The sequence below is a fragment of the Acidithiobacillus sp. HP-2 genome, from assembly GCF_015100155.1.
In the GTDB taxonomy this organism is placed as follows: domain Bacteria; phylum Pseudomonadota; class Gammaproteobacteria; order Acidithiobacillales; family Acidithiobacillaceae; genus Acidithiobacillus.
The window spans coordinates 18,451-41,847 of the sequence record NZ_JACKZA010000018.1 but is presented as its reverse complement, the minus strand read 5'-3'; the positions used below and the strand labels follow the sequence as shown (position 1 = coordinate 41,847).

The following is a 23,397-nucleotide window of genomic DNA, read 5'->3' as shown; positions in this document are numbered from 1 at the left end:
CCGTAAAAACCTGGCGTTATGAGTGCTTTCGTTCAATGACTACGGAACAAAGCATCCCGGCAGTCAGCGGGAAATCCTTGGGTTTTCTTAAAATCCTGATGTGCACGGGAATACGGGCAGGTAAACGCACCCAATTGAAGCTCGCCCGGACATTTGCCACGAGACGTGCTCCGGTGTGGCTTTCGCGATCAGTAATAGCTGGTGCGATACTCTCCACCAACCCCGGAAAAGTATGTGCAGATCCCAGCAGGCGCAGATGCGCATAGTCTCCCACATGCACACCCTGTAGCCGGGTTTGTTCAAAGTAACCGTCAATCCAATAGCTGTCCGTCTCAACCAAGGCCAGAAGCGGCTTACCGGTTGCTGCATAATCCCCTACGCGCAGACGCAGATGGGAAATAATACCTGCCACCGGAGCCCGCACCTGGGTATGGGCAAGATCATACTGCGCCAGATGGACGCGCGCACGAGCCGCGTCAGCCTGCGCCTGGGCTACGCGCACTTGCAGCAGGGCATCAGAGCGGGCCTCAGCCGAAACCACATCGTCAGGCAAATGCGCCCGACGGGCCGACTGCTCCTGCCGCAACGCCAATTGCGCATTGGCATCCGCCAGTGCGGCCCGCGCATTGGCGAGAGCCAGACGATAGCGCTGTGGATCAATACGGAACAATACCGTTCCGGCTGCTACTTTCTGATTATCCTTGACATAAAGATCAATCACTCGACCTCCGACGTCGGCATTGATTTGGGCAATTTGTGCCTGTACCACCGCATCTCTTGTCCAGGGCTGATCCATATAGGCCTGCCATAGTCGCCAACCCAGCCAGGCAGCAAGGAGCACGACCAGAATGGTAACCAAAACTCGCAATATGCGTGCAATCATTAATAAACCTCAAGACCCAACAGTGCAAAAACACACACGAACAGGGCCAGACGAAACAGTGCCGGATGCCATATCCAGCGATCCATATCCCATCGACCGGTCCATTTGTCCACGATCAGATACAGAATGACGCTCAGCCCAAAAATAGGCAAAAGCGTAGGCAGCACAGCACCAAAGAGGACTATTTCAACGGGCATGCTCAGCCTCGCTTGCTACCGAGAAGCGTCGTGAAACGCTGGCAATGACGTGAACATAAACACGAAACAGGGCATCAGGCGGCAAAATAGGGTGTAAGGCCGTATCGACGGTTTCTACTGGTAAATTGGCCGCAGCGTCCATGACCGCGCATAGACGATTTTCATAATTTGCCGACATGGGTACCTCATATTTTTTGGGAAACGCTTCAAGTAAGGGAGTAACATATTGCGCTTCGTAGCGCGACAAAGGTTGCTCACCTGCCATTTCTGCTTGTGCATGCAGCAAAATACGCAGCTGCAGGATCCCTTCGGCGAGTTCATTAAGACGCATTACCTCGCGCAGAATTTTCAGGTCACTGGCCTGCTGAGGTGACAAATCTGCGGCCAATAAACGCAAATATTCACGACTTTCCGCTTCAAACTGATTACGCAGGTTGGGTAGTGGAGCCTGCGCCGCAACCCGGACAAGTTGGCGAAAGCGTTGCAGAAGTCGCCGTCGCTCCCAGTTATTACCCACTGGAAAAATGAGATAAAAAGCAATTCCCACTATAAATACTGCCAGCAATTGTGCGGTCCCATTATTCAGCAATGCGCTATAAGATATTTCCTGCCCATCTCCCGGAATGGCAAACAGGGGGAAAAATATACCAAAACCAGCCGCAGTGCCTGACCACCGGGTACGCGTCAACAACCACGGAGGGATTAACAAAAAAGGCAACAGTGCAAGAGCCAGCATGGGAAAACCGGATATTCGCGGTAAAAACTCCAGACTGAACAGGAGAGCCGAGAGGAAGGCAGTGAGTACACCAAACCCCATCTGCCGCACCGAAGCCAGCGGATTGGGAAAGGTGGAAAATAACGCGCTGAGGACTACGGCAATAATGACGGCTTCGGGACCAGAAGGCCACGCCGTGTTTAACCAGAAAAGCGAAACCACCGCAACAACAACCATGCTGCGCAAGGCCGCGCTCAAGGGCTGGGCTATTTCTGTAGGCGGACGGTCAAAAGAGGCGTGCCAACGTTTCCCTTGTACTCTGGCAATTGCCAGCGGTAAGGGGGGGGCCGCCTTGATTGCCTCGGGACAAAGCAATTGCCCATAACTGACCATATAGCGCCGGAGTTCAGCCAGAAAGCGGGTGAGTAACAGTATCAGGCTATCGAGAGCCAGTCGTTGATCAGCATTCAGGTCATCCAGCAAAGAGATCCGTAATTCATCCAATTGCTGCACGGTCCTGTTTTGCAGACTCTGCAACTGATTTTCTGCAGTAATAATTTCGCCATTCTGGATTTGTTGTTGTATCTCCTGAAAATCCAGACGTATCGAATCGATCAAATTTTCAGTTTTGATACGCACCGGCGCGAGGGTATCGCGTTGCAATCTGCGAATATGACTGTTCAGCAAATGCAGCGAACCCGAAGCAAACATCATGTCGGCAATCATCTGCCGAACGCGCATATTTTTACGGCGTCCGCGACTACTTTCAAAAAACGCCCCGGAACGATAACTATCCAGCTGCAAAATCTCCTGAATCGCTTCAAGATGCAGGGCAATCCAGTCAGCCCTCGGCACGCCTCCCTGCAGTACGCGCAAGGTGTTGCGCAAAAAATGCTGCAGGCGCGTTTGTGCCGTCTGCTGCAGCAGATCTTCCAGCGGTTGCGGAAATACAATGGCACTCATGACCGAGGCCACAATGATCCCAAGCATCACATCGCTCAGGCGCGCAACGCCGATATAAAAGGCATGCTCAGGATCCAATGCCGCAGGCAGCCCGACCAGAGCAGCAGTGTAACCAGCCAGCACAAAGGCGTAGGCCTGAAAATTACGGAAATAACGCGCCCCGGCAGTGCAAAATCCCACCCAGAGGGCTAAGCCGGCAAGAAATCCCAGTCGTTCATCCGGAAATGTCGCTACCAGCAACAAGGCGACAATACTGCCTGCAATAGTACCAATCGCCCGGTAAAAACTCTTGGCCAGAACCATCCCGTTACGCGACTGCATCACAATAAACACGGTGATTACGACCGTACTGGGAGAGTCCAGCTGGAATCTATAAGCCAACCAAAGACCAATCAGCGCTGCAGCGGCTGTCTTGGCCCAGAAAATCCAGGTTTGCAGATCGTGCTGGTAAAAACTCTGCCAATATTGGCGACTGGCAAGATTCAGGGTACTCATGATGGAGAATGCGGTCCCGTCCAGGTTTTTGGAATCACCCTTCCCCCCAGAGCGGCATAGAGTTTGATCAGATTCTGCCGGGCATAAGTATCCAGGCGAATTTGCTGCATCTGATTGTCGATGATCGGCAGTTGTGCCGTCATGACTGGCAGGGCATTACTGAGACCCGCTTGATATCTTTGTTGTTGTAAAGCCGCGCTGCGCGACAAGGCTTGCGCACGCCGCTGTAAGATTTCCCGCTCCTGACTGGCAGACTGCAATTGCCTCAGACTGAAAGCGACTTGCTGCAAAGCCTGTAACAAGCTTTTTTGATATGCGGCGCGAGCCAGCTGATATTTCGCCTGACTGGCATCAAAGTGGCCCCGCAGTCTCCCCCCGGTAAACAATGGCAAACTGATGGCTGGTCCCACACCTGCTTGTAAGGACCCCGGATGCAAAAAAGTAAACAAGCCGCCTGCCGCTGCCAAACCACCCGCAAAAGCCACCAGATTGATATCGGGATAATAGGCATCGCGGGCAATATGCACCGCTGCAGCAGCCGCCTTGATGGTCATCCGCTGGGCGACAACATCCGGCCGTTCGGCAATCCATTCAGCCGGAACAGTGCTGGGTTGCTGCCAATGGGTCTGCAACAGATTGGGCTGATAATGACGCAGCACCAAGGGGAGTTGGACACCCACACCGCACAGTGTTGCCAAGGCCTGACGATTGCTGTCGCACTTGGCTTTTTGTGCGGCTATTTCCTGCTCCAAACCCGCAAGACGGGCGACACTTGCCAGGCTGAGCAAGGAATCACTGAGGCCATGCTGCTGTCTTTCTTTTTCGATTTGTTCAAGCCGCTGCAAGATGTGTTGCTCGGCCTGTAAACGCTGCAGAATGGCAGCACTGGCATCTATTGCGAGAAGCTGTTGCAACACGGCATTTTCAAGAATCAACCTGGCAGCACGCCGTTGCTGTTCGGCTGCCTGCAAGCGCAGGCGCGCCTCCTTGACCTGCTCCTGCTCCTTGCCCCAAAGATCAAGATGAAAAGAAAAATCAAACTTTAACGAATTGTTCCAGGAGGTTTCTCCGGCATAAGGTGGCAAATAAAATTGATTTTTGGTCCAACGGCTTACCCCAATCTGACCGGTGCCCTGGAGTTGTGGTTCGCGCTGCGCTCCCGCTTCGCGCAAGGCAGATAAAGCCAGGGCTATCCTGGCTTTCGCAGCAAGCATGTCCGGATTTTTTTCAAGAGCCAGTTGCATGATGTTTTGCTCTGGCTGATTGAGTAAAGGACGCCACCAGTCCGCAACAGCAGCTACAGACGATTTTTTTTGTGTCAAGTCACTGCCAAGCTGTAAATCCTGCAATGGGGTAGGTTTTGCCAGATGCGGCATGGGCGGTGCACAGCCAGCCAGCATCAACGCTGGCAGCAAGCAGCCCAGGAAATGCCAGGATTTCAATCATGTTCTCCCGTAGAAGATTTTGGAGCGTGGCCCGGAACCGGTAATTGTCGGCAGAGCCGATAGAGCAAAATGAAAGTGTATTACAGCATTTGCTGTCTGATCCAGTTCGGCAAGGACTTCCATGCTTGATCTTCTGCCGGATCCAGCACCAGATTCGCACGCTCTCTTTTAAACCAGGTGTCCTGGCGCTTGGCCAGCTGACGCGTTGCCGCCAGGGCTGCCGCATAAGCTTCTGCCGCTGTAAACTCGCCATTCAGGCGGGCAAAATATTGGCGGTAACCCACTGCCCGCATGGCTGGAAGATCAGGAGCGTAGTGACGTTGCTGTAAAGCCGCCACTTCTTCCAGGAAGCCCTCCTGGAGCATCAAATCCAGTCGTTGCTGAATACGGTCATGCAGCCAGGCGCGAGGCGGACGTAACAGGATTTTCAGTAGTGGTCCGGGGAAAGCGCCCTGCCACTGCCGCGATTGACTTAACGGTGCCCCGTTTTGCTGAATGATTTCCAGCGCACGCTGAATACGTTGCTGATCATGTGGCTGAATGCCTGCCGCCGTTTGCGGATCAAGAGCAGCCAGACGCTCATGTAATGCCGGCCAGCCCTCTTGCGCGGCTTCTTCCAGTAATTTACCCCGTATCTGCGGATCGGCAGGAGGCAGCTCGTCAATACCACGTTCCAGCGCCCGGAAGTACAGGCCGGTGCCCCCCACCAGCAGGGGGATGCGTTCCCGGGCGCGTGCCCGGGTGATGCAAGCCAGGGCATCTTCCCGAAAAAGTCCGGCGGAATAGGGTTGATCCGGTTCACGAATATCCACCAGAGCATGGGGATATTGCTGCCTTAGTACGCAATCCGGCTTGGCGCTGCCAATATCAAAATGACGATAAACCAGCAGGGAATCGACGCTGATAATGTCTACCGGCAGCTGGTTGGCAATATGCATGGCCAGTGCTGTTTTGCCGCTCGCCGTAGGTCCCATCAGGAACAGGGCGGGAATCATCGGCCACGCAAAAACAGGCGGTCAAGATCCGCCAGAGAAAATTGCACAACCGTGGGCCGACCGTGATTACACTGTCCAAACCGTGGCGTCGCCTCCAGCTGGCGCAGGAGACTGTTCATTTCATCAAGGTTCAGACGCCGACTGGTCTTGATGGCCGCCCGACAGGCCATTTCAGCCAGTACCGGATTACCTTCCACGTCGCCCTGCCCCCAGGGTTTGTCCATTTCCAGAAGCTCCGCGACCAGTTGCGCAAAATTGCGCGCATCCAGGGAGCGCAAAGCACCATGAATAGCCAATGTGCCCGGCCCAGCTACGCTGATATCCAGACCAGCAGCTCGCAATGCCTCCTGCCGCTCTTCAAAACAGGCCATTTGTGCGGCGGTAACATGCACATATTCGGGAATCACAAATTGTTGTTTATCATCCAGTTGACAGTCTTTTTTCATTTTCTCGTAAAGAATGCGCTCATGCGCCGCATGTTGATCCACCAGAATCATGCCTTCCTGATTCTGCGCCACGATAAAGCGGGCATGAATTTGCGCTACGGCTTGCCCCAGCGGATATTCCGGCGCCAGGGATTGTTCCTGCGGAGATTGATCAAGGTAACTTTCTACCGGACGCGACGTACCGGCTGCAACCATCTGCTCCCAATAAGCGGCTGTCCGGGCCTCTGCGACACCACTCAAGTCCTGCTGGAAGGAAGGTACATAAGCAGAAGATGGACCCGAAGGCGGACGGACAGCACCAGCAGCGGGGATATCCAAAGCAAGGCCGAGGGGGCGCATTGCCGGCTGTACCGGAACGGAAATTTGCGGTTTATCCCCACCCTGCTCGGCAATAATCCGGCGCAGGGTATGAAAAAGGAAATCATGTACCGCCCGACTATCCCGAAAACGGACTTCAGCCTTGGCTGGATGCACATTCACATCCACTTGCTCGGCAGGCATATCCAGATATAAAACAAACAACGGGTGGCGATCCTGAAACAATACATCCTGATAGGCAGCGCGCAAGGCATGGGTTAGCACCGGATCACGTACCGGACGACCATTGACGAAAAAGTATTGTTCGTCACCCCGGGCGCGGTTATAGGTAGGCAAGCCCAGCCAGCCCCGCAGCGACATACCCTGATCACTTTGCTCGAGGTACAGCGCATTCGCCAGAAAACCTTCACCCAGGATGCTTGCAACTCTTGCAGAACAGGCTTCGGGATCAGTGGCTGCCGGATACTGCACCAGGCTGCGGCGATTTTGCAGCAGTTGAAAAGCCACCGGGAAATTGGCCAGAGCTATCTGTCGGAGCACCTTCTGGATACGCGTCAATTCGGCGGCAGCCGAACGCAGAAATTTGCGGCGCGCCGGGACATTGTAAAACAGGTCGGCAACCTGCACCGTCGTTCCGGGGGCGCGGGCAGCAGGTTCCGAGGCCAGGACATCACCACCATGCACCTGAAGCCGGGCACCCTGCCCCGCGTCGTGCGTTCTGCTCACAATTTCCATCCGCGCCACCGAGGCAATAGCGGGCAGTGCTTCACCACGAAAGCCCATGGTCTGGATAGCCTGCAAATCTTCCCAGCTTGCCACTTTACTGGTGGCATGACGCTCCAGTGCCAGCGGCAGATCTTCGGGTAATATGCCGGTGCCGTTGTCTTCCACACTCAGCAAATCCATTCCACCACCCTGTAATTGAATGGTAATCCGGGTAGCTTGCGCATCCAGACAATTTTCCAGCAATTCCTTGAGGATCGAGGCGGGCCTTTCCACCACCTCCCCCGCTGCAATCTGATTGGCGAGGGTGGCGTCCAGGCGGCGCACGCGTGGCGGGCTGGTCACTGACTTGTTCATGTAATACTCGCCAGATCAACAGGTAAAGCCTGCACCCAGGCTTCGGCGTGCGGATCCAGTGCCTTCGCTGACAGATGATGGCGGGCATCAGGAAGAATATGCAAATGCAGTTTGAGATCAGCGCCCGGCAGATGCCCCTTGCCTCTTTCCGGCCATTCGATCAGCCACAGGGCGGGTGTCGCCAGATAGTCACGGATGCCGATAAATTCCAGCTCTTCGGGATCATTCAAACGATACAAATCCAGATGATGGGCCAGCCCAGATTTTGTTTCATAGGTTTCGAGCAAAGTATAGGTGGGACTTTTGATGGATTGGGTGACGCCCAGCGCCCGCAAAATACCCTGGGCAAGCGTTGTCTTACCGACTCCCAGGTCGCCTTCCAGATAAATGACTGCCGGTGCCTGTAATGTTTGCGCCAGGGCCGCCCCCCAGGACTGGCAAATATCGGCACTGGGAAAGTCCCAATCCATCGGCAAACTCAGGGTTTTAACAAATGCTGGAGAATATCGGAGCGGGTGATGATACCCAACAGCTTTCCATCTGTATCCACAACAGGCAAGGCATGTACTTCCTTACGCAAGAGTTTTTCGGCGACCGCATCGGTGTTTTCATCGGGTCCTGCGGTCACAACCTTGGTAGTAGCCAACTGGCCTGCAGTAACAGCCGTGACTTTACGCAATTCTTCTTCATATTCATGCATGCCACCCAACGGAATCAATCCATCAAGAATGGTCAACATAGTGGGCAAATGCACCTCGCGGTTGGCATCAATCAGGTCGCGCTCACCGATCATGCCGACCAGATGCCCGGAGGCACTGACTACGGGAATACTGTGATGCCCCGTCTGCAGCAAGATTTTGCCGACATTCTTGACCGAATCATCTTCCTGCACCGTGCTGGGCGCACGGGTCATGATTTCCTGGGCCGTTGTCATTGGGTTCTTCCTTCCGCCATGGCGTCAAATAATGTTTGGAGGATAGTGTCTATTTCCAGCTCTGTCACCGACAGAGGGGGCACAATGGTGAGCAGATCACCAAGGGGTCGACTATACACACCCATTTCCCGGGCACGTTTGCAGACCATGTATTCGACACGTTCGCCATAAGGGTAAGCCGCTCCGGTAGCCGGGTCACGCAAGGGAATGGCCGCCATCAAGCCAAATTGCCGGGGCTCACCTGCCCAGGGTTGATGGTGAAATACTTCCAGACCTGCGCGCAGTTTTTCGATTTTATTGGGGATTTCGGACAACAAATAGCCTTCGGCAAAAATGCTCAGATTTTCCAGAGCCACCGCAGCGGCCAAAGGGTTGGCCGTAAAGGTATGTCCGTAATAAAACTGTTTGGCTTCGCCAAAGGGGGCCAGAAAAGCCTGATAGATTTTTTCTGAAGTCAGCGTTGCGGCAATGGGTAAATAACCGCCACTCAGTCCTTTGCCGAGCGCCAGCAAGTCAGGTTCGACCTGTTCTTTTTGGCAGGAGAACAACTGGCCGCTGCGACCAAAGCCAGTGGCCACTTCGTCAACAACAAGCAGGACATCATGGGTGTTACAGAGCTTTTGTGCGCCCGACAGGACCCCGGGTGGAAATGGCAATATCCCGGCTGCACCCTGCACGCCGCCTTCCAGAATCAAAGCGGCAATATGGTCTTTTTCTGCCAGTAAAACGGCTTCCAGAGTATTCAGCCAGAGATTGGCTGCCTGCGCGGCATCCCCCTGGCATTGTTCCCATTGCAGCACATAAGGGCTGGGCAACCTGCGCGTCGGGAACAGCAAATGACCATACACTTCGTGAAAAAGCGGAAATCCACCCACCGAAACAGCTCCCACGGTATCGCCGTGATAAGCGTTATCGAGGGTCAAAAAAAGATGCTTTTCAGGACGCCCGATGTTGGCCCAGTACTGCGCCGCCATTTTAATAGCCACTTCTACCGCCTCGGAACCATCTTCACTGAAAAAACAATGTTGCAGAGATTCTGGAGTGCACTCAACCAGCTTTTTGGCGAGACGGATAGCCGGTGGATTGCTGGCGCCCAGAGCTGTGGTATGCGCGACTTTTCCCAACTGCTCCAGAAGGGCAGCATCAAGGCGCGGATGGCGATGACCATGCACATTACACCAAAGGCTCGCCACCGCATCCAGACAACGCGCGCCATCCACATCGTACAAATAATGGCCTTCCGCCCTCTCGATAATCCAGGGATCATCATCACCATAACATTGCATCTGAGTGAAGGGATGCCAAAAATAACGGCGGTCCCAGGCTTTCAGCATTTCAGTTTCGGACATGGATGGCATTCAACTCCTGTATGACAAAAGGTAGTTCTTCGAGAATATTGCTGGCCAGCAGACTTTCTTCTCCCAAACGTCGGGCCGCACGATCGCCGGCGAGGGCATGAATGGCAACCCCCAGAATCAAGGCTTCATCGGCCGATATACCTTGGGCCAGCAACCCCGCCAGCACCCCGGTCAATACATCGCCGCTGCCGCCGGTAGCCATTCCCGGATTTCCCCAGGGACAATAACAGCGCGCTGTTTCACCCAACATCAGACTGTGCTGCCCCTTCAAAACCCAATGCCCGCCATAGCGGGATTGCAGCGCATGTATTACCCCTATCCGGTCCAGCTGAACGTCAGGAAGCGGCATTGCCAGCAGACGGGCCGCTTCACCTGGATGCGGGGTAAACAGCCGAACAGCCTGCACACTGAGCAACGGCACACCAAAACGCGCGAGAATATTGAGGGCATCCGCATCCCAGACCTGGGGAATGCGCAAACTCCCGACCTCAGTCAGCATATCATGCGCTGCCAGCCCCTGCCCCAGACCGGGCCCCACGGCGAGTACCGCATTGTCCGGTAACGCAGAGAAACTCGGGGGCCAGTCCCACCAGGTCGCTTCCGGAAGAGCGGAAGCCAGATAAGGAACTGCGGAAGGATGACCCACGGCGGTCACCAGCCCTGCCCCAATCCGGTAAGCGGCCGCAGCTGCCAAAGCCAGTGCTCCGCCCATTCCTGGCGCGCCACCCAGTACAAAAACATGACCAAAACGACCTTTATGTGCATCAGGAGACCTTTTCGGTATTTTTGGCAGACTCTCCCAAGTCAATGCAACAAAGTCATCGTCCACGTTCAGGCCCTCTCAATATCCTCCTCAGGATACGCGCTGACATGGTGAATACTCAAATCTGGACCGGCATATTCCGCCTCGGCATCCAGGCGAATCCCAATGAAAGCCTTGATGGTGCCGTAAACCACTCCGCTACCCACCAGCGCAATCAAAACCCCCAAACTGGTGCCCAGCAGTTGCGACCAGAAACTGACTCCCCCAGCACCGCCCAGCATTTTCAGGCCGAAAATTCCCACGGCCAAGCCACCCCAGACACCGCAAACGCCATGCAAAGGCCAGACTCCGAGCACATCGTCCAGGCGCAGTCGGTGTTGTACAAAGGTAAATAAATACACAAAAATAATCCCGGCTATGGCACCAATGGCCAGAGCCCCGATGGGCTGGACCACATCCGATCCGGCACAAATAGCCACCAGCCCTGCCAATGCTCCGTTATGCACAAAACCCGGATCGCCCTTGCCAACGGCCAGAGCGGCGAGCATGCCACCCACCAGGGCCATGAGAGAATTCAGGGCCACCAGACCCTGAACCTGAGCCAACTGCTGGGCGCTCATCACATTAAATCCAAACCAGCCGATGATCAGAATCCAGGAGCCCAAGGCCAGAAAAGGAATATTGGAAGGCGGCATGGCATGCACCGTACCATCCTTACCATAGCGCCCCCGGCGCGGTCCCAATAACCAGACGGCCATCAGGGCCATCCAGCCACCCATGGCATGGACCACTACCGAACCGGCGAAATCATGAAAAGGCGCACCAAATGTCTGCGTAAACCAGGCCTGAATGCCGTAATTGTTATCCCAGACGATGCCTTCATAAAAGGGATACACCAGGCCCACCAGAAAAGCCGTAGCCAGCAATTGCGGATAAAAACGGGCGCGCTCGGCAATGCCTCCGGAAATGATGGCGGGTACGGCTGCCGCAAAGGTCAGCAGAAAGAAAAAACGCACCATTTCAAAACCATGATCGCCGGCAGTCAGGGTTTGCACGTTTCCGAAAAAACTGATGCCGTAAGCAATATGATAACCAATAAAAAAATACACAATGGTCGAAATGCCAAAGTCACTGAGGATTTTGACCAAAGCATTGACCTGACTGCGCCGGCGCACGGTCCCCAGTTCCAGAAAGGCAAAGCCGCCATGCATGGCAAAAACCAGAATGGCACCCATCAGTAAAAAAAATACATTACCGCCCGGAGGCGTCACACCCGTAGCCAGCATACGACTTCTTCCTCTATCAAATGTTTTGTTTTAACTATTCATCCAGCAGGCGGCGTCCATGCAGCGCCCGTCCGAGTGTGCCACGATCTACATATTCCAGTTCACCGCCCACCGGAACGCCGTGGGCAATACGACTGATGGTAATGCCTGCAGGCACCAAATCTGCCAGAAACTGGGCAGTGGCCTCACCTTCCAGAGTGGGGTTGGTGGCAAATATCACCTCCTGCAGACCCGCTTCTGCCAAACGCTCACTGAGACGATCCAGATGCAGAGCCTCCGGACCAATACCATCCAGAGGCGACAAATGGCCCATCAGCACAAAAAAATCCCCGCTGAACACGCCCGTATCTTCAATGGCGCGTAAATCTGCGGGTGATTCCACAATGCACAGCTGCGAATGGTCCCGATGCGCACCTAGACAAACCCCACACAAAGGGGCTTCGCTGAGGTTATTGCAGCGCTCGCAAAAACGCACTGTGGCGTGTGCGCGTTCAAATGCAGCGGCCAATTGGGGGAGCAGGCTGCGTTTGCGCACCAGCAGATCGTAGCAGATGCGCTGTGCAGAACGCGGCCCAATACCGGGAAGGCGCCTTAACAGCGCCTCCAAAGCCTCCATACTCGGAACATCGGCCATATCAGAAAGGCAGATTCATGCCTGGAATATTCATTCCGCCCGTCACTTCCGACATCCGTTCGGCACTGACCTTTTCAGCATTGCGTACGGCATCATTGATCGCTGCAGCCACCAGATCTTCCAGCATTTCCTGATCATTATCCGCCAGCAACGAGGGATCAATTCGCACCTTGCGCACATCATGGCGACAGGTCATGGTGACCTCTACCAGATTACCGCCGGCATGTCCCTGGACTTCAATATGAGCCAGTTCTTCCTGGGTTTTTTGCAGGCGATCCTGGAGTTGCTGCGCCTGTTTCATGATATTTCCCAAACCACCTTTCATCATCGACTACCTCCCTGTTGATTCGTTAAAGTCATCAAGGTAATGGATTCTACCTGAGTACCCAGTATTTCCGTAAATTGTTTGACCAGAGGATCATTGGCCACCCTGATCTGTGCTTCTTCCTGTCGCGCGGAGGCCTGAGATTCTGCTTCAGCATTTACACTGCGTACGCCGCTTGCCTCGGTCAATTCACTGATGACGAGTTGCGGCGTCTGACCAAAGTGGTCACTGAGCGCTTTCAGAATTCGTACTTTTTCCTTGATAATAAAGGGCAGGTAGCGAAGCTCTATGAGCAGATCCACCTTTTGCGCATCACACTGCAGGGCTTGACCGTGACGCAGCTGTTCCTGCAGCAGCGGTGAAAGTGATAATGTGGCAATCAGTTCCTGCCAGGAAAGACTCATATGGACCGCTTGCGGCGGTATGAATACATTTTCTCTGTGAATTTCAGGAGCGGGCTCGCGGACCACATCCGCAAATGTGCGTGATTCTGGAATCAGTTCGGCCAGAACGGGTTGAACCGTTTCAACGGCTGTGATCGCAGTCTCTGTAGAGGTTTGAGAGATTGAACTGGGCTTTTTTTCCGGTTCGGGCGAGCCCGCCGATGGTGGAATATTCCCCGTAGAGAAACTGAGCACCCGCAAAAATGCCATTTCCAGTGCCATGCGTTGATCTGGATAGAGCTGAAAATCCCGGCGCGCTGACAGCAACAGGGCGTACCAGGACTGTAAAACCAGTGGATTGATTTTGTTTCGTAACTGACTGATCAGTTCCGCGTCATCACCTTCTGCAACACCTGGCACAAACTGAGCAAGACTCAATCGATGAGTCCCTTCGATGATCAGGTCCAGTAGCCCGGCAGCATCCAGACCCCGCGCCAGGTGTTCGTTGACCAGCGCAAAAACGCGTTCCGCATCTTGGGCAATCAGCGCTGCAATCATCAGCATAACGGTATCGTCGCCACTGCGTCCCAGCATGCCAAGCACACCCTCGCGGCGCACTTCGCCACCACCATGGACAATGGCCTGATCCAGAAGGCTGAGAGCATCGCGTAAACTGCCATCGGCAGCTTTGGATAATATGTGCAGTGCGGCATCTTCTGCGGAAATTTTCTCTGCCAGCATGATCTGCTGCAGGCGATCCTGAATCTGGCCGATTTCCAGCCTGCGTAAGTTGAACTGCAAACAGCGGGATAAAACGGTGACGGGAAGCTTCTGAGGATCCGTGGTTGCCAGCAAAAACTTGACGTGTTCAGGCGGCTCTTCAAGGGTTTTCAGGAGTGCATTGAAACTATGGGTGGACAGCATGTGCACTTCATCGATGAGGTAGATTTTATAGCGCCCGGCCACCGGCGCATATTGGACGTTATCAAGCAGTTCACGGGTTTCATCCACGCGCGTGCGGCTGGCAGCATCCACTTCCAGCAAATCGACAAAATTTCCGGCGCTGATACTCAGACAGGCGCTGCAGGTTCCGCAGGGTTGGCTGCTGATGCCTTTTTCGCAGTTCAAACATTTGGCAAGCAGCCTTGCCAAAGTGGTTTTACCTACGCCACGCGTTCCCGTGAACAAAAATGCATGGTGGATTCGGCCGGAGTCCAGGGCATGACGTAAAGCGGCCACAACCGCTTCCTGACCAACAAAATCTTCAAAATGCTGGGGCCGCCAACGTCGGGCAAGGGCTAAATATCCCGTCATGGGAAAACACTAAATTGGGAGGCGACGCGAATCAGCCGCACCCCGGCACCTGGATCGCCGGCTGCCGCTGCTCCCTTCCGGGCCTGACGGGGTTCACCAGCTACCACTGCGAGGGGACCGATTGTTGTCGCCATAGAAAACCTGAAATTGTCCACACAAGGACGAGAACAGACGAAAAGTGCAACACCACTTTTGCACTCGCAAGTCGCGAAGGTATCAGAACCCCGATCTGCGATCAATATTGACCACTCAAAATCGTCAGGGTTAAAACCGCTCAATCACCATTATGGTGGAATATTTTTTGGTGACTGATGCGCAGGAAGCCATAAAGCATTCCCAAAAAGGTGAGACACCAAGCAGTCAGCGCCAGGAAAAAAGAAGCATGGGCCAGCGGAAACAAAAAATGCAGGTCTAGGCTATGGGCCATGTGGAGCGTTGCAAGACTGTACATTCCCAACGGAAATACCATGGCCCAGTAGGAATCATCATAACGGAGGGGAAACTTTCTCAGGACATAGCGCCAGAACCCCAGAATGATCAGCAACGGAATCCACCAGCTCCCACCTGCCCAGTAAAACAGGGTGAATCCCTTTATAAAAGGCAAAAATGGGTGAAGAAAGGGCGCTGACTCCCCATTAACCACCAGCAACGATCCTGCCAAGGTGGATATAGCCATGGCGCCCATATTGCTCCAATAGGAAGAATGAAGATGTTCGGGTAAAAAATCCAAAAATATCATTCGATAAAATATCAGCACCATAACCCAGATATATAACATTCCCCCCAATAGCCAGAGACTGAGTGCGATAAAGTCAAATTCTGCCCTGAGCATGAAAGACCAGTGGATATCCAGCAGTAAAATCAAAATGGCAATGGATTGTGGGGCGATGATGTGCAAGAGCCAGCCGCCAGAAATACCATTTATCAGTCCAGGTTTGTGCTTCTGAATCATGAATCTAGTGAGTAAGCCGTAATTCAGCGTCAAGTAAAGAATTACGGCCAATCCCAATAATAAACCTGCAGTAATAGTTTGATTTTCAAGGATAACAAATTGACTGCCAAGTACGCAGCTTCCAGCCACCATCGTCAGGAAACCAGAGCCTTTTTGCACATTAAAAAAATCGGCAAACATCTCCGAAGGGTAGCGTAAAACACGGCCAATATTCATGATCCATAAAATGCTGTAGAAGGCGATATTAAGCCCGAGCAAAACACTCGCGAGGAACTTTAAGTGCAACAGTTCTGCCGAAATGGAAATAACGCCCGTACCCATCACCAGCGTAAAATACGCAGGAGAAAGATTTTTTAAGGCTGAATAATGCATTCGGATTTTTGGCACAGACAGCAATCGGTGCTCCAATGCTGGAACATTTGAAACCATATAAAAAGTGGCGGAGAGGGTGAAGTCCAAACCCATGTCCACCAGAGCTCGAGGTTATCCATATTAGTCTTTTTATTCATCATGCTATCGAAATATCTATCCACTAAAGTCCGACGAAATTCGCCATAAGCCATGTCTTCGGGTAAGATAAAAGGTAAGACAGACGCGTTTGGCGGAGTGTCACTTTATCGGAGGATAACACGATGGCGACGACCATTGGAAAACTCACCGTTCGACAGGTAGATACCCTGCCCGAAGGCTTTCACAGCGACGGTGGCAATCTCTATCTACGCGTGAAAGGCGGCAGCCGCGCCTGGGTCTATCGTTACAAGGAGAAAGGACGCGTACGTGAGATTGGATTGGGATCCTCTTCCATTCGCAAGCTAAAAGATGTTCGCGTTCTGGCAGAGGGTATGCGCAAGACCCAAGCCGACGGCCGTGATCCCGGCGAATTACTGCGTGTTAATGCCTCCACGGAGATGGTCTCCATGACCTTCGAGCAATGCGCCCAAGATTTGCTCGAGGCCAAGCGGTCCGGTTGGAAAAATGCCAAACACGCGCAACAATGGATTAATACCCTGCGTGACTATGCCTTCCCGGTTATCGGGGCCAAAGCCCCAGCAGAGGTGACACTGGCGGATGTGAAATCAATCCTACTGCCTATCTGGACGACCAAAACAGAAACGGCAAGCAGAGTGCGTCAGCGGGTTGAGGCGGTTTTGGATTATGCCGCTGTACATGACTGGTGTGATGGCACCCGAAATCCGGCACGATGGAAAGGCATATTGAACAAGGTGCTACCAGAACCTGGCAAGGTGAGTAAGCGCGAGCATCACGCCGCTTCAGCTTACACCGATATTCCCCGTATCATGGCAGCATTGCAGGATAAATCGCATATCTCTGCCTATTGTTTGCAGTTTACCATTCTGACGGCCGCCCGTTCTGGGGAGTCCCGTGGTGCCACCTGGGATGAGGTCGATCTGGACACAAGAATCTGGACGATACCCGGCATGCGCATGAAAGCCGCAAAACCGCACCGGGTGCCCCTGTCTGATGCCGCCATGGCTATTTTGAACCAGATGCAGGCCTGGAGAATGGACAACAATCCCCGGATCTTCCCCGGCGCCCGTGGCGGATTGCTGTCAGATGTGGCCATGAACAAAACACTTCACAGCGTGATCGCTGATGTGACGGTACACGGGTTTCGCAGTTCTTTTAGAGACTGGGGTGCTGAGCAAACCCATTTCCCAGCCGCAGTATTGGAGCAAGCGCTTGCTCACACCAACCCCAACAAAATCGAGGCCGCGTACCAACGTTCGGACCTATTCGACCTGCGCCGGAAGCTGATGCAGATGTGGTCAGAGTTTGCGACTGAGGCCGGTTCTTCGATCTACCCCTCATGGAAAGCCTGATCGATTCTACCCTTTTCCTCTGGCGCGCATTGCTGGTCACTCGCCTCTTTGACTTGCAAGATAGCCTCAATCCATTGTTGGACTTCGGCTGATGACCAAACGCTGGCACGTCCGATTTTTCGTGGAGCGGGGAATTGCCCTTTCCCAATGAGCCCGTAAATGGACGAGCGTCGCAGCGCGACCATGGACATGACTTCGGGAAGTCGCATCAATCGTGGGTTGTTATGATCGTTTGTGTTCACTGTATTTCCCTCTTCTTGCTCTGTCAGGATGCAAGTTTGTTGAAATCCAGGAACGCTGACACGGCGCAACTTTTTAAATAATTTCCGTTTCACATCACGGATCGGCGATGACTGCAACTGAATACGATGAAGGTGCCAATAGGAGGGGCGACAATAATGCAAAATATGCGCAGAAAACTTGCTGACTACTGTCGCGCCTGGCGGGAGTTTTTGAAAGATACCTTCCGTGGATATGAGCGCTGGCCTGACGGCGAGGTGCGCTACAAAGAGCGGTGGGAGCGTCTGGATGCGGTATTAGCGGATTTTCAGCGCGCGCCAACTAATTTTGATTCACGGTTCGGCGTGGGCTTAGCCGAGCGGATTCATGAAGCCGAACCGACCAAGAGGCTGGAAGGCACGGGCCGAGATTTTTTTATGCTTCGACCTGAAGGATATGCCGAGGGGGAATTTGGCGACTACGATCTCGCCCAAAAAATGGAGGAAGCTTACCGACTCGAGGGCTGGGACGAACAGTACCACCATAGCGAACCAGACCGCATCTACAGCGAATTGAATAATCTTTTCAATGCGCTGTCAAAAGAACTCCTCCGACATGAGAAGGATCGCGCGCTGGCTTTCTCGCGAAAAGAGAATGACTGCCGTGAACACTATGAAAACAAAGTCATCCAGTGTGCCGATGCACGGGATCCCCGCGCAAAGGAACTATTTGCCAGGAAACACTGTGCATTCTGCTTTCGTCTGATACCCGACCGTTCTGGTGCGACAAAATCAACGATCGGCAAAACCTGTGCGTTACATGACCCGAAAAGGCGGCCAAACCTATATCCGGCAGCCCTAGCAAGACAAAAAGTCTTGCAAGCCCATATGGCCGCGCAAAGAGAAAACCAAAAAATAGAGGTCAGGAGTAATGGAGATAATCCGGAACTGGCCCCTTTGCGCATACTCCGATTGATGGATCTTGCTTTGACGGCCCCACAGGATATTGAGGTACTGGATGATGGTCTTTTCTACAAAACAAAAGCCTTGTTTTTATCTGATACCAAACAACAAGTTGATACCAACCTGCTCAACACGCTGATGGATGAAGTGCAGAGGAAATTTCCGCCCATCGCCAGACCGGACCAGTTTGCAAAGAGCGTGCGGTCACTCATTGAAAAATCTCGGCATACGCCCCCGCAATTAATCAAAACGTTCGGCTGGTTTTTTTTCGATGAATTTCTGCCCTTTTATCCCAGCATGGTGGCCACCTACATGCGACTGTTTCTCGAAGAGTCGTGGTATGCACAGAATCACGCACCAGAGTACTACGGTCTCGATCGAGGCAAGGGGCGACCAACGCAGGTTGATCCTCAGAAACTCATCCAAGCATACAAAAGGTTACTCAACGAGGCGCCCGGACAGGAACGGAAAGCCGCATCGATTTTAGCCCGAGAATTCGGGTGTACACCACGTAGGGTGCGGCAAATATTAAAAACGCATAGATTGCCTGAAAAATGAAAACGGAGGATGGAAATTATTTGACAGTTCAGCACATGACAATGTGATCCCAGCTTGGTGCCAGTTTGATGCCGGTATGGTGCCGGTATGGTGCCGGTATGGTGCCGGTATGGTGCCGGTATGGTGCCGGTATGGTGCCGGTATGGTGCCGGTATGGTGCCGGTATGGTGCCAGTATGGTGCCAGTATGGTGCCAGTTTGGTGCCAGTGAATCATGTAAACCATAAATAATGCGCCGAAATGGAAAATAGAAATGCTAAAAAAATGTCATTTCTGTTTTTTTAACCCGAAAAAGATAATGACAAGAGTCTCAAAATTGAGGGTATCATTACCAGGCTTTCAAGATTCCATGGGTGAGAAATCATTTAATCAAAAAGGATAACAAGCGGCGAGATTACAGCGACAGGTTGTGACTGGATACGGACAGGATTGGAAACTAGCAGACCGCTACGCTATGGTGGGCATTTAAGGGCCGTGTTGATCAGCTCGCTCTTCAAATTTCCACCAAGCGAAATCCCATGTCATTGCCCTCATCGGGATACCCCCACGGATTACAGAGGATACGGGTCTGGCCGATGCGGTAATCCATGGGGTCATGCACATGGCCATGAATCCACAGCTCCGGTGCAAGGCCCGCAGCGCTCCAACTCTGAAGACGATGCTCCTGATTGGAACAGAAACCTCCCGATATGGGGCTCCCGGCGAATCGGGGATGCTGGCTCTGATAGGATGGGGCATGATGCGTGATCACCACGGTGGGTCCTTTATGGGCATGTCCCATGATCTGGGTGTCCAGCCAGTCCAGCGTATCCTGATGCACCTTGAGGATCACTTCCGGGGTGATACTCCCGGAATGGCCATCAAAGATCACCTCAAAGTCCGACATCATGCGCTGACAACTGCGCATTTGTTTCCCATCGGCGAAGTCCGTCCAGAGGGTAGCCCCAAGAAAGCGAATGCCCTCCAGAATCACCCTGTCCTTTTCCAGCAGATAAGCGTGGCGATCATGGATGATGGCCTCCCGGAATTTCTCCCGGTCATCCGGAAAAACCCCGTTGTAGTATGCGTGATTACCCAGGACCCCGACGATGGGACCAGCAAAAACTTTCCGCAGTCGGCGCAGCAGGTCGGCCCAGCCTTCCGGCATCGAGTCGATATCTCCGGCAAGCACCAGAATATCCGCTGCTTCGAGCCGCTCCATGTTCACAGTGTTGCCGAATTCAAGATGCAGATCAGAGGCGTAAGCGACGGTGGTCATGCGTCGTTTTCTTCCTTTTTTCCTGATCCCTCTCCAACCATCCACCACTCATTGCAATCGATACCCCTCCGTAGAGGATGCCCCTGCAGAACGATCCGCCATGGCCTGAATCTCCAGCAGGTGATAAAGTAATCCGCGCATTTTGCGCATGGATTGAGGATTCCGTGCAAACGTAGTTCTCAGCCGTTGTATGACTTCAGGTTCCAGCTTCGGCAAATCCGTCACCGCCTTCCCAAAGTCCTTGGCCACATCCTGCCGCAGATTCCAGAGGATACCCTCAAAGTCTTCCGCTTCGGGAAGCCCAACTTGAACGATTTCCCAACGCGAGCGCAAGGGTCCCGGTAAATCCTCCAGGCTGTTCGCCGTCGCCACCCAACTGATGTGGGAATAGTCCACTTCTCCCAGGAGATATTCATCCATCACCTTGCAACTGCTGACCGGTTCCAGCAGGGTGAGCAAGGTTTCCCAGACTCGTCCATTGTGTTTTCCCAAAGAAACCTTATCCAATTCATCCAGAATCACCAGCGGATTGGGGCAATGCATATCCATCATTTTTTGAACCAGCATACCCGGACGCGCTGAACTCCAGCCCCGTGCGGCCCCTTTCAGCATCATGTTGTCATTGGCGCCAGATAGAGGAACAAAGACCGTAGGCACTTGCATGACTTCTCCCAGGTGGCTGAGAAAGCGGGTTTTCCCCGTACCCGCAGGCCCCAGCAACAATATGGGACGCAGACTCAGAGCCTCCGCTCCCAAACGTTGTGCCATGATCTGTTGCCTTTCCAGCACATCAATGACCGTAGACATCCACGGAAATTCCGCACGCAAGACCTTGACCCAGGCCAGATCCTCCGGCCAGGACGCCAGGGGTAAAGGCCGCAACAACGGAAGAAAGCGTTCCAGAGCGCGTTTATCCTCCGATTTCTGGACGGGCTGCATGGATTGCAGGACCACCTTCCGGACCCGAAGCGCGTCCTGGGAAAGTCCCGCCTTCCCCAGGACGCGCTCCAATGCGCATTGCAAGGGGAACAATGCCCAAGGGATTTCCATCTGGTTACTCTGGATGAAACGCCGTACCGAACGGGCCAGAGAGAGATCATCCTGCCGCGCTACCGCCTGCAAGCCCAATTCCAGGGTGAAGCGCTTCTGCATCTGGACATTTTGGGGTTGATCCGACCATAAGGGAGCCTGGTTCCTCCAGGTCTGAAAAGCCTCCCCCAGCAGAGGGCCATAGGCTTTCGGTTGCCGACGGGCGGCAATGACCAGACTCAGCAGTTCGCCCATCCTCGAACCCAGCTGTGCCGCCACCATGGCCCATTCAAAGGCAAAATCCGCCGCAGGACTCCAGCAACCTTCTGCCTGAACGGCATCCGCGAGATCGCCCCCCGGAATGGTGGCCATCGCTACCCACAGGGCATATTTTTGGGTGTCTTCCAGAGATTGTTCAGGCCAATCCTGCACCGCCTTTTTGCCATAATGCGCGGCATTGCAGCGCATCGGAAATAAATCTTTCTCGAGCCACCGGGGAACCATCTGGTTTTTTTCCGCCATGAGCACCGTCAGTTCCGCCAGGCAGTTGAGCAGGCGGGGAAGGCTTTCTGTGAGGTCGGTGTACCAAACGAACATATCGGCTCCTTTTGCGTGGGAGTTTTGCCACGTTGAAGCAAGGATATCATAGTAGTGCAGATATGTCAATATACATGTACTATATCAGCACCGGGAAGGTCTATTCCGCAAAGTACAAAAATGGACTTCCTGCGCACTGAACGGCATGCTTTTCCACATCACCTGTACAGGAGTTCTGTTGATGCCTCGCCCCGCTTTGGTTTATCCGGTCAATCTGGACCCTCTACCATCCTTCTATGCTTTATCTCCCTGGAGTCTGGCCGAAATAGCCCGACGGTTTGGCTTGGGGCGTTCCAATCTGATGGGATTGTTACGCGGGGAACATACGATCAGTCAGGACAAGTTGATGGCGCTCTTGAGCTGGTCCGGTCTGGAGGTGGAAGAGCGGCAGTTGCGGCTCGCGCCGGTAACACAGGTCTGGCAGATTGCTTCCGTCAAACATCTGGATGCCCTGAAGGCGCTTCCAATTGGATTGCAGCCTGGAAAGGACTGGGTGCTGGTAGGTGAAGCCGATCGTCCCCAGCGCGAATGGATTCATGTCTGGAGTATGGAGAAAGAGAAAGATGCGGCGCGTAAAACCCAAGTGCTGCTGTCGGTGCGTCCGGATCTCTATCCTTTACTCTGCCAATACTGGCCGCATTTGGAGCGACCTTCATCATTGCAGTATTTTGCCCCTGGAAAATCCTATGCAGATCTGGCCAGCACGCTCGGTAAAACCCATTTGTACCTCACCCCAGAAGAATCGGCCCAATGGTTGGTCATACCCCAAGATCCCCAGCCCGGTGATCGGCCAGATATTCAGGCCTGGGCACAGTGGTTGCGCCAGTCCCTGCATATGGATACCAGTTCCTGGCTGCTGGGAGAAATCCCGGAAAAGCAAACTGCTGAAGACGAAACAGCACTACTTACCTGGCAAACACCCCCTCATCCTAAAACCTGCGAATTGGTCCAGAAAGCATTAACGCATCGCTTGGATGTGGGCAGCACCCATGATGCCATTTGTGATGTTCCGGTGTTTTCCCTCACAGACAAACGCCAATACCCTTCGGGGATGCTGCGTCTGGACCAAAACTTTCTGGGGGATCAGGGCCTGCAATGGGGAAAAGCACAAGTATTGCGTTGGTATATTGATCCTGCCACCGGAAATAAATGGCTGGTTAAAATAAAAAAACCTCAAGCCTGTGGACTGCCGGAAGCTTTTACCGCCGATACAGCGGGGCAATGGGTCTTGATGCTGCGGAAGGAAGTATTGCAGATTGGCCGGACGGAGACCAAAGGGGAACCGGTTTTGGGTGAAGTGCTGGCTTCCATGCAGCCAGTAACCTCTCACGGACCTATGGCCTTAAAAACGACGATTACGACAACATCCGCAGGGAAAGCGCCTAAAATTTGATTGGCGTCAAACATTGAGGGGGCAGTCTTCGGGATGGGTGGCAGCGTTTTTTGTC

General features: G+C 53.5%; 21 protein-coding genes and 1 other RNA gene. 3 read left to right on the top strand and 19 right to left on the bottom strand.

Going from position 1 to position 23,397, the window contains the following annotated elements:
* Nucleotides 1–16: 16 nt before the first annotated feature.
* From H7F11_RS13625 to H7F11_RS13550, 16 genes are all read right to left on the bottom strand, one after another.
* Entirely contained in the window at nucleotides 17–883 is an 867-nt protein-coding gene (locus tag H7F11_RS13625) for an HlyD family secretion protein (RefSeq protein WP_193649990.1), read from the bottom strand.
* Nucleotides 883–1,080 (bottom strand): DUF1656 domain-containing protein, encoded by a 198-nt coding sequence (locus H7F11_RS13620; protein WP_193649991.1) that lies wholly within the window; start codon nucleotides 1,078–1,080, stop codon nucleotides 883–885. Before H7F11_RS13620 ends, H7F11_RS13625 begins: the two co-directional genes overlap by 1 nt.
* Nucleotides 1,070–3,253, bottom strand: coding sequence for an FUSC family protein (locus H7F11_RS13615; RefSeq protein ID WP_193649992.1), 2,184 nt, complete (start codon nucleotides 3,251–3,253; stop codon nucleotides 1,070–1,072). The genes H7F11_RS13620 and H7F11_RS13615 overlap by 11 nt, the downstream gene beginning before the upstream one ends.
* Nucleotides 3,250–4,695 (bottom strand): efflux transporter outer membrane subunit, encoded by a 1,446-nt coding sequence (locus H7F11_RS13610; protein WP_193649993.1) that lies wholly within the window; start codon nucleotides 4,693–4,695, stop codon nucleotides 3,250–3,252. Before H7F11_RS13610 ends, H7F11_RS13615 begins: the two co-directional genes overlap by 4 nt.
* A gap of 83 nt (nucleotides 4,696–4,778) precedes the next feature.
* Nucleotides 4,779–5,693, bottom strand: coding sequence for a tRNA (adenosine(37)-N6)-dimethylallyltransferase MiaA (gene miaA / locus H7F11_RS13605; RefSeq protein ID WP_193649994.1), 915 nt, complete (start codon nucleotides 5,691–5,693; stop codon nucleotides 4,779–4,781).
* Nucleotides 5,690–7,537, bottom strand: coding sequence for a DNA mismatch repair endonuclease MutL (gene mutL / locus H7F11_RS13600; RefSeq protein WP_193649995.1), 1,848 nt, complete (start codon nucleotides 7,535–7,537; stop codon nucleotides 5,690–5,692). The genes miaA and mutL overlap by 4 nt, the downstream gene beginning before the upstream one ends.
* Nucleotides 7,534–8,007 (bottom strand): tRNA (adenosine(37)-N6)-threonylcarbamoyltransferase complex ATPase subunit type 1 TsaE, encoded by a 474-nt coding sequence (gene tsaE, locus H7F11_RS13595; protein ID WP_193649996.1) that lies wholly within the window; start codon nucleotides 8,005–8,007, stop codon nucleotides 7,534–7,536. The genes mutL and tsaE overlap by 4 nt, the downstream gene beginning before the upstream one ends.
* A gap of 8 nt (nucleotides 8,008–8,015) precedes the next feature.
* Nucleotides 8,016–8,471 carry a CBS domain-containing protein gene (locus H7F11_RS13590; protein ID WP_075322550.1) on the bottom strand — a complete coding sequence of 152 codons (456 nt, stop codon included), beginning with the start codon at nucleotides 8,469–8,471 and terminating at the stop codon, nucleotides 8,016–8,018.
* Nucleotides 8,468–9,820, bottom strand: a complete 1,353-nt coding sequence (gene bioA, locus H7F11_RS13585; RefSeq protein ID WP_193649997.1) for an adenosylmethionine--8-amino-7-oxononanoate transaminase — start codon at nucleotides 9,818–9,820, stop codon at nucleotides 8,468–8,470. The genes H7F11_RS13590 and bioA overlap by 4 nt, the downstream gene beginning before the upstream one ends.
* Nucleotides 9,807–10,658, bottom strand: a complete 852-nt coding sequence (locus H7F11_RS13580) for an NAD(P)H-hydrate dehydratase (RefSeq protein ID WP_193649998.1) — start codon at nucleotides 10,656–10,658, stop codon at nucleotides 9,807–9,809. The genes bioA and H7F11_RS13580 overlap by 14 nt, the downstream gene beginning before the upstream one ends.
* A gap of 2 nt (nucleotides 10,659–10,660) precedes the next feature.
* The gene (locus tag H7F11_RS13575) at nucleotides 10,661–11,878 is read right to left on the bottom strand and encodes an ammonium transporter (RefSeq protein ID WP_193649999.1); all 1,218 of its coding nucleotides are present in this window, start codon (nucleotides 11,876–11,878) and stop codon (nucleotides 10,661–10,663) included.
* 34 nt (nucleotides 11,879–11,912) lie between these two features.
* The gene (recR, locus tag H7F11_RS13570) at nucleotides 11,913–12,512 is read right to left on the bottom strand and encodes a recombination mediator RecR (RefSeq protein ID WP_193650000.1); all 600 of its coding nucleotides are present in this window, start codon (nucleotides 12,510–12,512) and stop codon (nucleotides 11,913–11,915) included.
* Between the two features lies 1 nt (nucleotide 12,513).
* Nucleotides 12,514–12,840: a YbaB/EbfC family nucleoid-associated protein gene (locus tag H7F11_RS13565; protein ID WP_010640145.1), complete on the bottom strand. Its 327-nt coding sequence runs from the start codon at nucleotides 12,838–12,840 to the stop codon at nucleotides 12,514–12,516.
* Nucleotides 12,837–14,534, bottom strand: coding sequence for a DNA polymerase III subunit gamma/tau (dnaX, locus tag H7F11_RS13560; protein ID WP_193650001.1), 1,698 nt, complete (start codon nucleotides 14,532–14,534; stop codon nucleotides 12,837–12,839). Before dnaX ends, H7F11_RS13565 begins: the two co-directional genes overlap by 4 nt.
* A gap of 26 nt (nucleotides 14,535–14,560) precedes the next feature.
* Nucleotides 14,561–14,657, bottom strand: an RNA gene (gene ffs, locus H7F11_RS13555) — signal recognition particle sRNA small type.
* A gap of 151 nt (nucleotides 14,658–14,808) precedes the next feature.
* Nucleotides 14,809–15,951 (bottom strand): tellurite resistance/C4-dicarboxylate transporter family protein, encoded by a 1,143-nt coding sequence (locus H7F11_RS13550; RefSeq protein ID WP_227485508.1) that lies wholly within the window; start codon nucleotides 15,949–15,951, stop codon nucleotides 14,809–14,811.
* Nucleotides 15,952–16,118: 167 nt separating this feature from the next.
* Between H7F11_RS13550 and H7F11_RS13545 the strand changes: the two genes are divergently transcribed.
* The gene (locus tag H7F11_RS13545; RefSeq protein WP_193650003.1) at nucleotides 16,119–17,327 is read left to right on the top strand and encodes a tyrosine-type recombinase/integrase; all 1,209 of its coding nucleotides are present in this window, start codon (nucleotides 16,119–16,121) and stop codon (nucleotides 17,325–17,327) included.
* Here the strand turns inward: H7F11_RS13545 and H7F11_RS17305 are convergent.
* Nucleotides 17,306–17,536, bottom strand: coding sequence for an AlpA family phage regulatory protein (locus H7F11_RS17305; protein ID WP_193650040.1), 231 nt, complete (start codon nucleotides 17,534–17,536; stop codon nucleotides 17,306–17,308). The genes H7F11_RS13545 and H7F11_RS17305 overlap by 22 nt on opposite strands.
* A 189-nt stretch (nucleotides 17,537–17,725) precedes the next feature.
* Between H7F11_RS17305 and H7F11_RS13535 the strand changes: the two genes are divergently transcribed.
* Nucleotides 17,726–19,066, top strand: a complete 1,341-nt coding sequence (locus H7F11_RS13535) for a hypothetical protein (RefSeq protein ID WP_193650004.1) — start codon at nucleotides 17,726–17,728, stop codon at nucleotides 19,064–19,066.
* A gap of 492 nt (nucleotides 19,067–19,558) precedes the next feature.
* Here H7F11_RS13535 and H7F11_RS13530 read toward each other — a convergent pair whose 3' ends face one another.
* Both H7F11_RS13530 and H7F11_RS13525 read right to left on the bottom strand, forming a co-directional pair.
* A complete protein-coding gene (locus H7F11_RS13530) occupies nucleotides 19,559–20,323 on the bottom strand; it encodes a metallophosphoesterase (RefSeq protein WP_193650005.1) in 765 nt (254 codons plus the stop codon).
* A gap of 48 nt (nucleotides 20,324–20,371) precedes the next feature.
* Nucleotides 20,372–21,949 (bottom strand): AAA family ATPase, encoded by a 1,578-nt coding sequence (locus H7F11_RS13525; RefSeq protein ID WP_193650006.1) that lies wholly within the window; start codon nucleotides 21,947–21,949, stop codon nucleotides 20,372–20,374.
* 181 nt (nucleotides 21,950–22,130) lie between these two features.
* Here H7F11_RS13525 and H7F11_RS13520 point away from each other — a divergent pair, with 181 nt between their 5' ends.
* On the top strand, nucleotides 22,131–23,342 hold the full coding sequence (locus tag H7F11_RS13520) for a hypothetical protein (protein WP_193650007.1): 1,212 nt from the start codon (nucleotides 22,131–22,133) through the stop codon (nucleotides 23,340–23,342).
* Nucleotides 23,343–23,397 lie beyond the last annotated feature (55 nt).

Coding starts and splice junctions, on each gene's coding strand:
- miaA (WP_193649994.1), bottom strand. CDS start 5,693: ATGATTCCCGCCCTGTTCCTGATGGGACCTACGGCGAGCGGCAAAACA.
- H7F11_RS13520 (WP_193650007.1), top strand. CDS start 22,131: ATGCCTCGCCCCGCTTTGGTTTATCCGGTCAATCTGGACCCTCTACCA.
- recR (WP_193650000.1), bottom strand. CDS start 12,512: ATGGCCGATGTTCCGAGTATGGAGGCTTTGGAGGCGCTGTTAAGGCGC.
- H7F11_RS13625 (WP_193649990.1), bottom strand. CDS start 883: ATGATTGCACGCATATTGCGAGTTTTGGTTACCATTCTGGTCGTGCTC.
- H7F11_RS13615 (WP_193649992.1), bottom strand. CDS start 3,253: ATGAGTACCCTGAATCTTGCCAGTCGCCAATATTGGCAGAGTTTTTAC.
- H7F11_RS13590 (WP_075322550.1), bottom strand. CDS start 8,471: ATGACAACGGCCCAGGAAATCATGACCCGTGCGCCCAGCACGGTGCAG.
- mutL (WP_193649995.1), bottom strand. CDS start 7,537: ATGAACAAGTCAGTGACCAGCCCGCCACGCGTGCGCCGCCTGGACGCC.
- H7F11_RS13565 (WP_010640145.1), bottom strand. CDS start 12,840: ATGATGAAAGGTGGTTTGGGAAATATCATGAAACAGGCGCAGCAACTC.
- H7F11_RS13575 (WP_193649999.1), bottom strand. CDS start 11,878: ATGCTGGCTACGGGTGTGACGCCTCCGGGCGGTAATGTATTTTTTTTA.
- H7F11_RS13550 (WP_227485508.1), bottom strand. CDS start 15,951: ATGGGTTTGGACTTCACCCTCTCCGCCACTTTTTATATGGTTTCAAAT.
- H7F11_RS17305 (WP_193650040.1), bottom strand. CDS start 17,536: ATGCGACTTCCCGAAGTCATGTCCATGGTCGCGCTGCGACGCTCGTCC.
- H7F11_RS13545 (WP_193650003.1), top strand. CDS start 16,119: ATGGCGACGACCATTGGAAAACTCACCGTTCGACAGGTAGATACCCTG.
- H7F11_RS13535 (WP_193650004.1), top strand. CDS start 17,726: ATGCAAAATATGCGCAGAAAACTTGCTGACTACTGTCGCGCCTGGCGG.
- bioA (WP_193649997.1), bottom strand. CDS start 9,820: ATGTCCGAAACTGAAATGCTGAAAGCCTGGGACCGCCGTTATTTTTGG.
- H7F11_RS13530 (WP_193650005.1), bottom strand. CDS start 20,323: ATGACCACCGTCGCTTACGCCTCTGATCTGCATCTTGAATTCGGCAAC.
- H7F11_RS13620 (WP_193649991.1), bottom strand. CDS start 1,080: ATGCCCGTTGAAATAGTCCTCTTTGGTGCTGTGCTGCCTACGCTTTTG.
- tsaE (WP_193649996.1), bottom strand. CDS start 8,007: ATGGATTGGGACTTTCCCAGTGCCGATATTTGCCAGTCCTGGGGGGCG.
- H7F11_RS13525 (WP_193650006.1), bottom strand. CDS start 21,949: ATGTTCGTTTGGTACACCGACCTCACAGAAAGCCTTCCCCGCCTGCTC.
- dnaX (WP_193650001.1), bottom strand. CDS start 14,534: ATGACGGGATATTTAGCCCTTGCCCGACGTTGGCGGCCCCAGCATTTT.